Source organism: bacterium (assembly GCA_037127815.1).
GTDB lineage: Bacteria > Patescibacteriota > Minisyncoccia > Phycocordibacterales > CAIZLB01 > CAIJKW01.
In genome coordinates this window covers 309,258-323,539 of sequence record JBAXXP010000001.1, presented here as the reverse complement: position 1 = coordinate 323,539, position 14,282 = coordinate 309,258, and the positions used below count along the sequence as shown (strand labels likewise).

The following is a 14,282-nucleotide window of genomic DNA, read 5'->3' as shown; positions in this document are numbered from 1 at the left end:
TCAATATCATTTTAAATATACCCCTGTGATACAATATCAAACACTATCATGCCTACGATTCCCCTATCTTACATAAAAGAAAAATGGCAGCATGCGGGTTTTCAGAAGTATTTGAAGAATACAGGGTGGATGTTTTTTGGCAGGATATTCTCTTTGGTTATATCGTTATTCGTAAGTATTTATATTGCTAGACAGCTAGGTCCAGAACAATATGGTACGTTGAATTTTATTATAAGTTTTGTAAGTATTGCTGGCATTACTTTATTTGCCATTGATTCTTTGGTTATCAAAAAACTAAATCACGAGCCAGAAAATACTAATAAAATATTAGGTTCAGCCATATTTATAAAATTTATAAATAGTTTCTTTATAATAATTGCGTCAACAGTCTCAGCTTTATTTTTTGCCCACAACCAATCAACAACGCTTTTAGTATTAGCATATTCGACATTTGCTATATTTCAATCCTTTAATGTCATAGACTATTATTTTCAATCACACGCGAACAATAAACCTGTATCCATACTAGGTATGTGTATTAGCTTTATCTCCTCAATAATCAAACTTATAATGGTATTCCTAGGCCTACCAATTATATTCCTTTTACTATCATATGTGTTTGACAATATAATGAGTGTTATAGGATACACCTATCTCTATAAAAAATACGTGGGGTCTATTTTTTCTTGGGTACTAAAGAAAAAATTAGTTTATTACTTTATTACAAACTCTTGGCCTTTTACTCTGGCCGCAATAGCCTCTTCAGTCTATGTAAGAATAGATCAAGTGTTTATAAAGGTCCTTATGGGATCAGAATCAGTTGGTTTATACGTAATTGCCGTTAGATTTTCTGAAGTATGGTTTTTCATCTCTAGTGTAGTCTGCGCATCACTTCTTCCAGCAATATTAAATGCTCAAAAAACGAATCATGATCTATTTTTATCTAGAAGTAAAAGACTATATACTTTATTATTTTACTCTGCCTTTGCAATATCTATTTTTATTTACATATCTTCTCCGTTAATAATTAATACATTATACGGACCCGCTTATTTTCCAAGTATATTAATACTAAGAATTTACATATGGTCAATTATCGGAGTATTTATTGGAACAGCCCTACAGCAATTTCTGCTTGCTCAAAATAAATTTAAAACCATATTATTTTTAAATACAATAGGCATGATTATCAGCCTTTCGTTGAACTATATTCTTATTCCGATTTGGGGAATCAAGGGCGCTGCTATGGCAAACATAATTGCCTATACCCTACCTTTTTTAATAACTATTTCATTACGTGGAATGAAGGACCAACGCAAAGCTTTCGTTTCAGCAATCTTTAAACCATTATCATGAAAAAAGAAAAAACTAAAAAATTCATTTCAATAATATGGGGTTATTCACCTCACATGTATAGTTTTGCACCTGAGGAGAACTATCATCTTCATGCCATTAAGGTCGCAAAGGATATGGGCTTTAAAACCTATGCTATAGTTGGTGGCAGTAGATTGGATATGGAAAACGATCCTCATTTTGATAAACTCACAGAGGTTCTGGAATATAAAAATTTTTTAAACTTCTTGTATCAAATATTGAAGTTTTCTTTCCAGGGGGGCGTTTTTTACGTCAACAGCTACGAATGGCAATCTTTTGTTGTACCATTTCTTGCAAGAAAAACTATCTTTATGGCGCACACTCAACCAAAAAGGCAGACGAGAATAAAACAACTTATTCAAAATTTTGTATATAATTTTTATTCTGCAATTAGATTAAACAATGAAACTGAAAAAGAATTTTTACTTAAGGAAGGAACAAAAGGGATCAAATTATTTGTAGTACCACTGGTTGTTTCTCAAGATGTTTTTAAACTAGAAGAGACAGGAGTAGAGAGAAGGGATTTAGTTTGCTTTGGAAATGTAACCGAAAAGAAAAACATTTTGACTGTATTAAAAGCCTTTGAGTTAATAAAATCAAAATATCCCTTAATAAAAATTAATATTATTGGAAAAATTTTTGATACAAGAGTTATTGATTTTATTGAAGCCTCTGAATTTAAGAAGGATTTTATACTACAGGGTTTTTTACCAAACAAAGAGCTTGTTATGTCTCTAAACAAAAATCTGATTTATATTAATTCCTCTTTTGATGAGGGTCAGTGTGTAGCGGTTTACGATGCTGCACTGTGTGGGTGCGTACTGTGTTTACCTAACATTATGTCGTTTAAGGATGTATTCAAAAACTCATCGCTAATTCATGAAGTAAATGGTTATAAACAAATTGCCCTGAATATAGAATATTATATAAAGAATCCAAGTGTTGTTGCGGTGTATCGACAAAAAAACATAGATATGATAGAGCAAAATTATTCCATTCAATCTGTGGAGAAAGGGCTTATCAAACTAATCTCAAATGTCTAATATAATGTGTAAAAAAACTAAAACAGGTTCTCTGTCTACAGAAATCTACAAGATAATTTTTCAGCTAAAAACAAAACTTAAACCAATTGCCAAACTAATCACTAACAAGAAGATCCGAAATATAATTCTTTATGTAAACTCAAGTTTTAGTAGCTATACCTTTAAGCGAACCATGCTTAAATATTATAATGGTCTGTCTAGTTCACAGATTGATAGTGATATCAAAAAAGTGGTAGAATTTCTGAAACACAATAAGTCATCATTATTCCCCTATGAGTTTACTAAAAAATATTCAAAATTAAATGTAGAGGTATTAACTGATCTGGAAAATGGACTGAGATATGTATATCTGGATGCAAAAAAATTATATTTTAAGAGGAGCTACGATGAGGCAAAAATTAAAAGCGTCTTTTCCGCCTTATTGATGGAACAAGACCCTGAATCTCCGCATCTTTATTTAACAGAGGATTTTAACCTGTCAGAAGATGATATATTAGCAGACATTGGTGCCGCAGAGGGGGAGTTTTCTTTGAGAGTTGTTGATAAGGTAAAAAAAATCTATTTATTTGAATATGACCCAGAATCCATAGAGGCGCTAAAAGCAACATTTGAACCTTGGAAGAATAAGGTACAAATTATTGGTAAGTATGTGTCAGATGATATAAGTAATAGCCACACCACTCTAGACAACTTCTTTGCTGAGGAAAACCCCTCATTCATAAAAGTTGACGTTGAAGGCGCTGAACTTGATTTACTCCATGGTGCAAAAAAAATACTATCAAGCAAAAGCCCTATGAAATTTATTACAGCTTCTTACCATAGACATAATGATGAAATAACCTTACGCGATGAACTAATTAAATATGGTTTTGAAACAGGATACTCAAAAGGATATATGTTATCTATTTGGGATGATATACTAAAGGAGCCATATTTGCGAAGGGGCATAATAAGAGCAAAAAAATCATGATTAGAAATTACTACAATGTACTAAAAGCGATCATATCCGAGTGTAAAAACTGGCCATCTGTTATTTTTTCAAAAATACTTGATTTAAAGCTGGAGAATATTATATTAAGAAATGGAAATATTCTATATGTAGGAGATAAAATAGGTAGAGCTGATCTATCAATGTTCGCAGAAATCTGGCATGAAAAATACTACAACCCGAAAGGGTTTGAGATACAGGAAAATGATACGGTTTTTGACATAGGTGCTAATAATGGATTTTTCAGTATTTATGCAGCCAGCAAAGCACAAAAAGGTAAGGTGTATGCATTTGAACCTGTCCCCTTTTTGTCGGATAAAATAAAGAAAAGTTCAGTCTTAAATAATTTTAAAAATCTTATTATAGAAAATCTTGCTGTTGGCAATAGTAACTCTAAATGTACTTTCTATGTGTCTAAGATACATAATGGTTGTCACAGCCTATATAAACGAGCCGGTGAAATGAAAGAAATAACTATTTCAGTTATAGATTTAGAAGAATATTGTAAAAGCAAAAATATTAAAAAGATAGACTTTCTTAAACTGGACTGTGAAGGCGCGGAGTATGAAATAATTAATAAAAAAAATATCGAATTTATTAAAAAAACCGTAAATAAAATATCAATGGAGTATCACGATACTATCAACAAACATTCACACGAGGAAATACTAAAGACTCTATCGTCTGCTGGTTTTTTAACGAAAATATCCTTAGGTTATATATACGCAAAAAATGGAAACAAATAAAATCAAAAGAATAGTAATATGGGGGTTGAGAAAGAAATACCATACCCATCGTCATATACATCAAGCCTTCTACAAAAATGCAAAGAAACTTAGTTATGAAACCATTTGGGTCGAGGATGAAAAGGAAAGTCAAAAATATATACAGCCAGGAGATTTAATTATTACAGCAGACCCTGTAGGCAGAATGGTTCCTGAAAAGTTTAAAATTGAAGATTACAACCTACCTATACGAGAAGATATTTTCTATTGTCTTCATAACCTTAAGGAGATATTTACAAAACAACTTAAAAGAGAAAACTTCATTAATTTGGCCGTATATTCAAAAGGAGCTGAGGAATCAGACATTAAAATAGATACAGCAAGATATTTTGACTCAAAAACAAGGACTTTGTACCAGCCGTGGGGTACAGATCTCTTGGCTGAGGAATTTATGAAACCTGTATTTAATAAAAATAAATTTGTTTTTTGGGTCGGAAGCATATGGAATAATAAATTAGACCAGGGTAACCTAAGAGAAATTGATGAGCTAAAAAGAACACTTAAGGCAAACAAAATTAGTTTTATCAAGGTTAGATTTATTCCTGATTTATTTAATAGATTTTTAGTGAGGGTTTCCAGAATTGCGCCAGCTATTGCTGGCAAATATCAAGTTGATACAGATTATCTCCCCTGCCGAATGTTTAAAAACATATCTTATGGACAACTCGGAATAACCAATGTTAAAAAATTTATGGATATACTGGGAGATAGCTATGTTCAAGGAGAAACAATAGCAGAATTGATACAAAATAGTCTAGAGCTTTCAAAAGAGAGTTATTTTGCTATAATTAGGAAACAGCAGGAAATTGTAAAAAAATACACATACAAAGAATCGATAGAGAATATTATTAAATTTTTAAATAAATAAACATGAAAGAAGAAGTATCACAAAATTTTACAAATGTACTAAATTTTTCTAGAAAAACAATACTACAGAGGTTTATATCTCGGCCTTTTTATGTTATATACAAAGTCCTCATCTCTAAATTTTACAATTTACTTTTCGCAAATAAACCTTTTTTTGTTTCTGAGAAAACTTTTTGGGGTGACAAGATGAAGATGGTTCTTCCAGAAGACGCCTCTCTTTTCCATTGGGGGATGGTGCCGGGGGAAGAAGAGAATCTAACAAGATACATGATACAGACAGTACAAGAAGGATGGGTTGTTATAGATATTGGCGCAAATCATGGGTATTACTCATTATTATTATCAAAACTAGTCGGTAGAAACGGAAAAGTTTACTGTTTTGAACCTACACCAAGTACAACCAAAATACTTAAAGAAAATACTGAAAAAAAGGAAAACGTCATTGTCGAACAAAAAGCTATTTGGTCTAAAAATGAAAAATTAGATTTCACAGATTACGGACAGGGTTTTAGTGCCTACAATTCGTTTTTGCCAAATGTAGATTGGAAAGATACGGAAAAACCAAAGTCGAAAATCAATATACAAGTTGATGGAATAGTCTTAGATAATTATTTAAAGTTCTCTAAAATTAGACCTGACTTCATTAAACTAGACGTTGAGGGGGCGGAGCTAGATGCTCTTATAGGAATGAGAGCTACTCTTATTGCCTGTACGCCTATTATAAGTGTAGAATTTTGGGTGAATTCCTTATGGAGCAACAGAAATGATGAAATACTTAGTTTTTTTGAAAAAATAAACTATTCTGTATTTAGGATTGATGGTAAAGGTATTACAAATTTTTTCAAAGAGAACGCACATTTTGAACACGATTACACAAACCTTGTTTTCATATCCAAAAAATGAAAATCATTCAGAATCTAGTATCTGTGATAATACCAAGTTACAACACCGAGAGTTATATTTGTGAATCTATTGAATCTGTCTTAAACCAAAGCTATACCAAAATCGAGATACTGATAATAGACGATGGTTCAACTGATAATACAGAACTCATACTTAAGGATTATATAAAAAACAATCAGATTAAGTACTTCAAAAAACAAAACGGAGGGCCTGCCTCGGCTCGAAATCTTGGAATTAAAAAATCAACTGGTGAATACATTGCTTTTATAGATGCTGATGATATGTGGGAGAAAAATAAGATAGAACGTCAGCTTCAAATTATTAAAGAGACTCAATCTGACCTAGTCTATACAAGCAGATATCTAATCAATAGTAATAATACACAAAGAACATTTGATGATTTCCACTTTCAGGAATCTCTATGTGGATTAATTGATAATAATTATATAATAAATTCCTCCGTTTTATTAGGAAAAGAAGTTGTATCAAAATACTTATTCGATGAGTATACTGAAAGTTTTGCCGTTGAAGACTATAAGCTATGGTTAAAACTTAAATCACTGAACTACAAATTCACTTTTATAAATGAACCACTAACATTATATAGAATACATTCTAAACAAATTTCACATACTGCATTAAAAAATTTAATCAAGCTCTATTGGAATATATTTTTATACGGACTAGAAGGTACGAAGTCTTTTAATTATCGCGCCCTTGGACTATATAAATATTTTAGACTTACGATGTATAGACTAAAATTAACTATATCGAAATGAAAATTGCAATTCTCCACGTCTGTACAGGTAAATATACAATCTTTTGGAAAGACTTTTATTTGAGTTGCGAGGAAAATTTTGTAACAGAGGCAGAAAAACACTATTTTGTTTTTACAGATTCGCCTGAGATAGATTTTGAAAAAACAAACAAGAATATTCATAGAATATACCAGAACAATCTTGGGTGGCCCGATAATACTCTCATGAGATATAGTATATTCCTAAGGGTCAATCAGGAGCTCGAGAAAATGGATTACATCTTTTTTTTCAACGCTAACCTAATTTTTGTCAAAAAAATATCCGCCGAAGAAATTCTTCCAGCTGAAGGCCAAAAACTTGTAGGATGCTTACATCCAGGCTATTACGACAAACCTAGAGGTAAATTTACTTACGAAGGCAACCCAAAATCTACTGCTTATATAGATAAAAGTCAGGGTGTATATTATTTTGCTGGTGGAATAAATGGAGGCTTAGCAAAACCTTTTCTTGAAACAATACAAATTCTAGATATTAATATAAAAAGGGACAAAGAAAACAAAATAATTGCAAAATGGCACGATGAATCACACTGGAACTGGTACCTTAATAATCACTTAGATATTGTGAAGATCCTAACTCCGGCCTATCTATATTACAGTGAGAATAATTTACCATTCGAAGCAAAAATATTGTTAATAGATAAAAAAACACTAGGGGGACATTCTAAATTTAGAAATAAAACTGAATTAAAACTTATATTAAACTCTCTGAAGACATTTATTAAAAAAGTAATTAAATCGAATAGGACATAGAAATCAAAAAAAGTAACGCTTCAACGCTAGCAATCTTACGAGTACACCCACAGACCTTAATTTCCAAAGGTTGTTTTTTGTAACCTGCCATGGATGTACCCTATATCTAATTAATTTTTGGGGAATATTATGCCCAATATTTTTCTGTAGAACTCGTGTCCACAACTCATAATCTTCATTATGTTTAAAGTTTTTGTATCCCCCAAGCTCACTTATAGTTTTTTTTCTAAATATAACTGATGGGTGAATAAATGGATTATGAAGTAGCAGGTATTTTTTAATACCTTTATTCTCAACAGGTGGGTATTCCATACCACCCACCACTTCCCCCTTCTTATTTATTGAATCTGCCCATGACCCACAAATAGATACATCCTTATTATTTTCCATATAATCAAGAAGTATTTTGAATCTTTCTGGAAGCGAGATGTCGTCTGCATCTGCACGGATAATGTAAACACCTTGTGCAGCCTTCATCCCAGCATTCAAAGCTTTTACGATTCCTCCATGACTTAACCTAATCAAACTTATTCTTTGATCATGAAAGCTTTCAGCTATTTTTACAGACTCATCAGTGGATCCATCATCTATGATGATAAATTCAAAATCTTTGAACGTTTGGTCTAAAACACTTTGAATAGCTTCTTTGAGGTACTTTTCACCATTATATACAGGCATAATTATACTTAGTTTTAACATATCAACATTGTATCATATGATATTCTTCTTTGTTTAGTTCACATGGTGTATACTCACATTATTAGAATATATCAAAATTAGTATCACAATGATGACATTTAGTAACAACTCAGGCATGCTTGGAGACATTAATAGCTCTATCGATAAGCCAAAAATCAAGGTCCTCATAATAATCACCAAATCTAATTGGGGTGGTGCTCAAAAGTATGTATTTGATTTGGCTACTGGCCTACCTAAAGAGTCATATGATATTGAGGTAATTACTGGGGGAGAAGGATTGTTAGTGGAAAAGCTAAAAGAGCATGGAATCAAAACTATTTCAATTCCCGAGCTTGGAAGAGATGTCAGTCCCGCAAAAGACATTCAGGTTCTATTCAAATTAATATCCATTTTTAAAGAAAAAAAACCAAATGTTATTCAATTAAACAGCACAAAAATTGGAGGACTAGGTGCCGTTGCTGGCCGTATAGCTGGTGTTAAAAACATTATCTTTGTCGCGCATGGTTGGGCTTTTAATGAAAACAGAAGCTCCCTATCTAAAATATTAATCAAGATACTATATTGGGTGACGATTTTTCTTTCAAATAAAACCATTACCGTTTCAAATGGAATGAAATCATATATTAAGGGTTGGCCGTTTATTCAAAATAAAATCATTACAATCTATAATGGAATTAATAAGGAAGAATACCTACCCAAAATGGAGGCTAGAAATACTATAGAAGAAGTTTTAATGAAGGATTCAAGATTCCTATCAAATAATACATTCCGGACCAGCGACCTGAATAAAAACACATGGATCGGCACAATTGCTGAACTACACCCAATAAAAAACATCGATCTAGCAATCAGAGCGATGACAGAGATCAAGAAAAAAAGAAAGGACGTAAAATATTTTGTTATTGGAGGTGGTGAGAAGAAGGATGAACTAGACTCACTTATTACAGAACTTAACCTAAATGATACTGTTTTCTTAACCGGTCCAATTCCAAACGCATCTAAATATCTAAAAGCTTTTGATATATTTATGTTGATTTCAAGATCAGAAGGTCTACCTTACGCAGTCTTAGAAGCCGGACTTGCTGAGTTACCAGTAATTGTGACGAAGGTTGGAGGAATACCTGAGATAGTTACAAATATGGAATCTGGACAAATTATCAAACCAAACAGTGTTGCCAAAATAACTAATGCGATAGAATATTTTCTTGAACATCCCGAGGAAGAAAAAAAGTTTGCTCATGCCCTACACAAAAAAGTTTCAGACGTTTTCTCTATAAAAAATATGGTGAAAGATACATGTGTACAATTCCCCATCGACAAATCTTAAAAGTGATATAATTAACATATTACTAATTAATATAAAAACATGAAAGGATTACATATGGTTTCATTCATTCTTCTTGTCGTAGGAGGTTTGAACTGGCTCTTGGTTGGAGCTTTTAACTTCAATCTAGTGACAATACTTCTTGGTGATATGACAATTGCTTCAAAGATTGTTTATATCCTAGTTGGTCTCTCAGCCCTTGTTCTGATTTTCACACACAAGAAAGATTGCAAGATGTGTACAGCAGCGTAGGCGTATCAATGAGATAAAGGCACAGCTAATATTGTTCGATTTTAAAACACCTCCTTGCGGAGGTGTTTTACATTTTGTTTACAATAATGTAGTTTCTCCCTCCAGTCTATTAACACCTGAATCAATTAACAAAGCCTTCATTTGCGTATTAGATACAACTTAAATTCCGATGATATTCAACTTGCAAATTAAAATGCAATATCCTTGTGAGCGAATGTTCCACTATTATATCGTGCTTTAGAGGTTTGAGTACCAATCGCATCAGTACCCTTAATCCATCTTTCATGTGATAGTGTAAGGCTGTTTGATACAGCTTCATTTTTAAACAGGTCGAATTCGACCTGTTTAAAAAGAGGGTTATTTATTCTCTCCCAAATACCTAGGAATTCAATTGTAGTCTTACTTCTCATCCAATTTTTAACAACATCCTTGGGTTCATGTGGGTTTTTATAGCGAGCTATATCTGTCAGGGATATATAATCATCTCATTTACTGGATAAATTAAATGAAATTTCTTGATTATTTATTTGTATTTTTACCATATAGAAACTGTATCAAAACAAGTTGATTTAAAAATGGAAGATATTAAAAAGGCTTTTGACGAGGGTTGCACATTTGATTGTCAGGACGATAATTAATATTAGTTTCGCTTGACTTGTTTTCGGTACTTGATATTATGTAAATACAAAGTGCCGAAAGGCTCCGAGGAACCCCGTCATTTATTTGATGGGGTTTCGAATTTCAGAGAAAAGATTTGATTCTGGCTCGTATTTGCATAAAAAGTACGTCGGAAATTTCATACATCTTTCTATTTAGTCTTTTGATGCTCACTAGTCTTAACTGGGCTAGTATAGCTGATACCTTTTTACTATTTGGGTCAATGTAATTAAAATAAAAGTCAAGATTCTTCTGTTTTGTGGAAAGCGGAATAACCCAAAACATTTGATTGTTGAATTTTTTGATTATTAAAATCGGCCTTGAAAAATTAGCTCCTGTACCGTTTTGTTCATAGCCAATATTTTCCCCAAGACTAGTCATCCAAACTTCTTTCTCCTTCGGAAATCCTGTAGCTCCTTGATTATTTTCAATATAGTTCTTAATTCCATTCCATTTATCAAAATCTTTTTTCATACATAACATCAAATTTATAGCACTGACACCAAAGAAAACCCAAAGTTTTAGGCTTAATTCGCCACCGCAGCATACTAATATGTGGATAAGGCAGACGAGGCAGACCACTACATGATATAATGTACGCAATGTCAGGTAAAATTCAGTTCGATGATGAATTTAACTACAGACCCAAAAATACTACTAGGGCCGGTTATTCAAAGACCTCTAAAAAATCTAGTAATAGAGCAAAACTGAGCTTCACACAAAAACTCGTAAAAAATGGAATTTGCAAAACTGAGAGAACGGCAGAAAAATTTCTATTAACGGTTGCTGCAATATCCTTTACTGCAGGTATTATTTTTGCGATTTCTATACTCAACCCTGCCCTTAAATACAGGGTTCTATTTACTCTTGAAGGAAAACATATCTTGACTGATCAGGAAGCGCAGGATTATATTAATCACAAAATATTTGATCGATCAAATACAGCTGATACATCAACAGACCAACAAAATCAATAATAATTAATCGATTATGAAAACTCTGAAAATTAAAACCAAACAGGCAAGAAATAAGGGATTTACATTGATAGAGTTATTAGTAGTCATTGGGATAATCGCACTACTAAGTAGTATTGTCCTTTCTTCCCTCACCCAAGCAAAGGCGCAAGCAAACAATACAAAACAAATTGCAGATTATAGGGTGGTGTTGAATGCGCTGTTGCAGTTTAAACAGGATAATGGGTATTATCCTTCAAATAGCGACAACAAAGGGTATACATGTATCGGTAATTATTCAGATAATGGTTGTACGTTAACTAGTTCAACAATCGTAAACAATCCCATAATGAATGACTCACTTAAAAAATATCTTAGTTCTTATAATTTTTTAGACAAACAAGTTACTGTGAGTATGTCATCAAAATACGTTACTTTAGTGAATGACTATAAAGGTTTTGTACTAGCGTGCACTACACCCATAAGCGACACTAAATGTAGCAAAGGCAGCCTAAGATTTCCGGCTCTAAAAAACAAAAACTCCTGCCCACAAATTATGTCAGACATTTCCGCAAGTGAATTCCTAAGTGCCACAGACGAATATACATGGTGCTCAGTTGATTTAAACTAGATATTGACAGTTTCTTTAAAGCATAGTACGATATTTAGGTAATAGAACTTTGACGTCTTCGACGGACAAGTCCTTTTCATCTCTTTTTCACAGATGTGGGACAGAGAAAAACTCCAACTCCAAAAAAAAGAACCATGAAACTGCTTAGCATACTCATTGTAGCGTTCAGCGTAGTTGTGAACGTTTCCACTGCAGCCCTGACTGCATCCACTGGTGTTAGCTTAACAGCTATCAGCATTGACGACGCGTACAGCGCCGTAACACCAAGTCATATTGACGTCACAACGAGTCCGGGACAAATTTTTCTGTCTTATACAATCTCAAATACCGGATTGTCAATTACATTGAATTCAGTAACGATGGATATAACAATCAACGGACTTTCAGTTACAAGCGAAGAGTATACGACATTCGTATTGGGTTCGTCTTGGTCTCGTATAGGCACTACCACAGGTAATGCTTATGCAACAGGCCAAATGAATCAAGGTGGGACCTTGGTTGATCTAGGGACCCGTGTTGCGATAGACTCTTTTCTCTCCCCCGGCGACGTTTGGCAAGCCAAAATGACCTACGATGTCCAAGGGCAAGGTTTGATCACGTCCATTGGGACCGTGACCTACATCCCCGAGCCTTCAGTGCTTGGACTCGCGGTCATCACATCAAGCCTTTTTCTGCTGAGACGCAGGAATCGGTAAAATCCAAGTCTCAACGACCTCCGGGCGCGCAAGCGTTCCGGAGGTTTTTCTTGTCTTAGAGATACCAGTAGGCACCAGAATTTGGATATCTCTCGCGAGCACATTATGATTAACATATTATTAGCACTGTTGTATAATTAAGGAATGAGATATATACCAAAAGAAAATCAAAACATAGAAACCTCCATCTTTGCTCCACATGTTGCACACCTGAGATTTATAACTGATTTTTTGACTTCGGTCGAAAAAATGAAGTTAGACATTGAATTGCAGAAAACCATTCTACTTAATATGTCCAATTTATTAGCCAGAGACTACATGGCAAACAATGATCTTGAGAATAGATCCAAGGCATTAGGTGTTCTTGGAACAGAAATCCACGATATGATTATGACTATCGTGAATTATCAAATTTGTTTTTGCGATCAGGTTGGGGGGGATGCATTAAAATTAAATGAGTGCTACGGGGTACTAGATGATTTGAGTAAAAAACTTTATTGAAATATATCGCATTCAAATAACTTGACAATACACATGAGTAGCATATGATTCTCAACAGACAAGAACACCCTGTTTTTGACTAGCAACAACTGACCAATAGAAAGATAGCTAATATGTCCAAAGGTATTCATCTTGAAGGTGCTGATGATCGCGATGATGGTAAATTTGAAAAAGCTAGCGACTCCGGTGGTCAGCTCAATTACCTTGTAGGTGATGAGGCTACTGGTAAGCATTGCCACATGTACGACAACCATGAAACTGGAAAAAGCGGGGTTGTACACCGTAACGAATGTGCTGTCTGTGACGACGCCAAAGATCCCAGCAGTAAAACCGGCGGTGAAAGCTGGCCACCAAGTGAATCCTCAGACTCCGGAAATTCTGGTGGAAAATGATTTGCTCTACAATATCCCTAAGTGCGTTTGGTCATCCCGACCTAACGCACTTAAATTTTTCAACTAAATGAAAGGTATAAAATGTACAAATACAAAGGAAAATTTTGCTTAATTGAGGAGTTAACAACTCTCAATGATGACAGATTATACACTTTGATGTATGAGAATAGAGACGAATACGAGAAACTTATATTCAGGGAACCCATACCATGCACATATTTGGAATTTAGAAAAAAAATTGATGAATGGTTTTCACATGGGAGAAATTACCAATTTCTGGTTTACGATAAAAGTGGTCAAAGAGTGGTTGGAACAATGTTCTTTTATAACATTAATAAAGTTCCAAATACAGTAAAATGTTCTTGTTTCTTCACTCCAGAGGTGAGAAACAAAATTTTAACAATTGAGTCACTGGTTACCATGCTTGATTTTACAAGGAACGTACTTAAGGTTAATGGAATTAACTTTTTGGTATACAGAGAGAACATGCTCATGCACAAAATTGCAAATAAATCTGGGGCGACAAGACTTGTGACAGGGCAAGAAAATATAAATACCTCGAGCCTAGATATTTCATACGAATTTTCATCAAAAACACTAGATCTTTTACTTGAGAAATATGGTTCTCGATTCACAAAACTACACTAA

17 protein-coding genes and 1 pseudogene are annotated in these 14,282 nt (G+C 33.5%); 15 read left to right on the top strand and 3 right to left on the bottom strand.

Translation table 11 applies throughout. From position 1 onward, the window contains the following. Positions 1-48: 48 nt before the first annotated feature. Genes WCQ00_01715 through WCQ00_01680 form a run of 8 tightly spaced genes read left to right on the top strand, consistent with a single transcriptional unit; the run spans position 49 to position 7,530 of the window. The gene (locus WCQ00_01715) at positions 49-1,356 is read left to right on the top strand and encodes a flippase (protein ID MEI6042262.1); all 1,308 of its coding nucleotides are present in this window, start codon (positions 49-51) and stop codon (positions 1,354-1,356) included. Continuing rightward, positions 1,353-2,417, top strand: a complete 1,065-nt coding sequence (locus WCQ00_01710) for a glycosyltransferase (GenBank protein ID MEI6042261.1) — start codon at positions 1,353-1,355, stop codon at positions 2,415-2,417. Before WCQ00_01715 ends, WCQ00_01710 begins: the two co-directional genes overlap by 4 nt. Next, entirely contained in the window at positions 2,410-3,387 is a 978-nt protein-coding gene (locus tag WCQ00_01705) for an FkbM family methyltransferase (protein MEI6042260.1), read from the top strand. The genes WCQ00_01710 and WCQ00_01705 overlap by 8 nt, the downstream gene beginning before the upstream one ends. Beyond that, entirely contained in the window at positions 3,384-4,151 is a 768-nt protein-coding gene (locus WCQ00_01700; GenBank protein MEI6042259.1) for an FkbM family methyltransferase, read from the top strand. The genes WCQ00_01705 and WCQ00_01700 overlap by 4 nt, the downstream gene beginning before the upstream one ends. Further along, on the top strand, positions 4,138-5,058 hold the full coding sequence (locus tag WCQ00_01695; protein ID MEI6042258.1) for a hypothetical protein: 921 nt from the start codon (positions 4,138-4,140) through the stop codon (positions 5,056-5,058). The genes WCQ00_01700 and WCQ00_01695 overlap by 14 nt, the downstream gene beginning before the upstream one ends. 2 nt (positions 5,059-5,060) lie before the next feature. Then, complete coding sequence (locus tag WCQ00_01690) at positions 5,061-5,960, top strand: FkbM family methyltransferase (GenBank protein ID MEI6042257.1); 900 nt, start codon at positions 5,061-5,063, stop codon at positions 5,958-5,960. Beyond that, positions 5,957-6,739 carry a glycosyltransferase family 2 protein gene (locus WCQ00_01685; GenBank protein MEI6042256.1) on the top strand — a complete coding sequence of 261 codons (783 nt, stop codon included), beginning with the start codon at positions 5,957-5,959 and terminating at the stop codon, positions 6,737-6,739. Before WCQ00_01690 ends, WCQ00_01685 begins: the two co-directional genes overlap by 4 nt. Beyond that, positions 6,736-7,530 (top strand): family 6 glucosyltransferase, encoded by a 795-nt coding sequence (locus WCQ00_01680; GenBank protein ID MEI6042255.1) that lies wholly within the window; start codon positions 6,736-6,738, stop codon positions 7,528-7,530. Before WCQ00_01685 ends, WCQ00_01680 begins: the two co-directional genes overlap by 4 nt. Positions 7,531-7,533: 3 nt before the next feature. On the opposite strand, the gene WCQ00_01675 is transcribed toward WCQ00_01680, so the two are convergent. Beyond that, entirely contained in the window at positions 7,534-8,229 is a 696-nt protein-coding gene (locus WCQ00_01675) for a glycosyltransferase (protein ID MEI6042254.1), read from the bottom strand. Positions 8,230-8,317: 88 nt separating this feature from the next. Between WCQ00_01675 and WCQ00_01670 the strand changes: the two genes are divergently transcribed. Next, entirely contained in the window at positions 8,318-9,556 is a 1,239-nt protein-coding gene (locus WCQ00_01670; protein MEI6042253.1) for a glycosyltransferase family 4 protein, read from the top strand. A gap of 39 nt (positions 9,557-9,595) precedes the next feature. Further along, entirely contained in the window at positions 9,596-9,805 is a 210-nt protein-coding gene (locus WCQ00_01665; protein MEI6042252.1) for a DUF378 domain-containing protein, read from the top strand. A 191-nt stretch (positions 9,806-9,996) separates the two neighbouring features. Here the strand turns inward: WCQ00_01665 and WCQ00_01660 are convergent. Both WCQ00_01660 and WCQ00_01655 read right to left on the bottom strand, forming a co-directional pair. Then, positions 9,997-10,290: pseudogene (locus WCQ00_01660) on the bottom strand (KilA-N domain-containing protein). Positions 10,291-10,546: 256 nt separating this feature from the next. Further along, on the bottom strand, positions 10,547-10,936 hold the full coding sequence (locus WCQ00_01655; protein MEI6042251.1) for a type II toxin-antitoxin system PemK/MazF family toxin: 390 nt from the start codon (positions 10,934-10,936) through the stop codon (positions 10,547-10,549). A gap of 128 nt (positions 10,937-11,064) precedes the next feature. Between WCQ00_01655 and WCQ00_01650 the strand changes: the two genes are divergently transcribed. The 5 genes from WCQ00_01650 to WCQ00_01630 all read left to right on the top strand — a co-directional run bounded on the left by WCQ00_01650 (position 11,065) and on the right by WCQ00_01630 (position 14,282). Beyond that, entirely contained in the window at positions 11,065-11,439 is a 375-nt protein-coding gene (locus tag WCQ00_01650) for a hypothetical protein (GenBank protein MEI6042250.1), read from the top strand. A gap of 13 nt (positions 11,440-11,452) precedes the next feature. Further along, positions 11,453-12,046, top strand: a complete 594-nt coding sequence (locus WCQ00_01645) for a prepilin-type N-terminal cleavage/methylation domain-containing protein (GenBank protein ID MEI6042249.1) — start codon at positions 11,453-11,455, stop codon at positions 12,044-12,046. 839 nt (positions 12,047-12,885) lie between these two features. Next, positions 12,886-13,242 carry a hypothetical protein gene (locus tag WCQ00_01640; GenBank protein MEI6042248.1) on the top strand — a complete coding sequence of 119 codons (357 nt, stop codon included), beginning with the start codon at positions 12,886-12,888 and terminating at the stop codon, positions 13,240-13,242. Between the two features lie 113 nt (positions 13,243-13,355). Then, the gene (locus WCQ00_01635) at positions 13,356-13,634 is read left to right on the top strand and encodes a hypothetical protein (protein ID MEI6042247.1); all 279 of its coding nucleotides are present in this window, start codon (positions 13,356-13,358) and stop codon (positions 13,632-13,634) included. A gap of 81 nt (positions 13,635-13,715) precedes the next feature. Beyond that, positions 13,716-14,282, top strand: coding sequence for a GNAT family protein (locus WCQ00_01630; protein ID MEI6042246.1), 567 nt, complete (start codon positions 13,716-13,718; stop codon positions 14,280-14,282).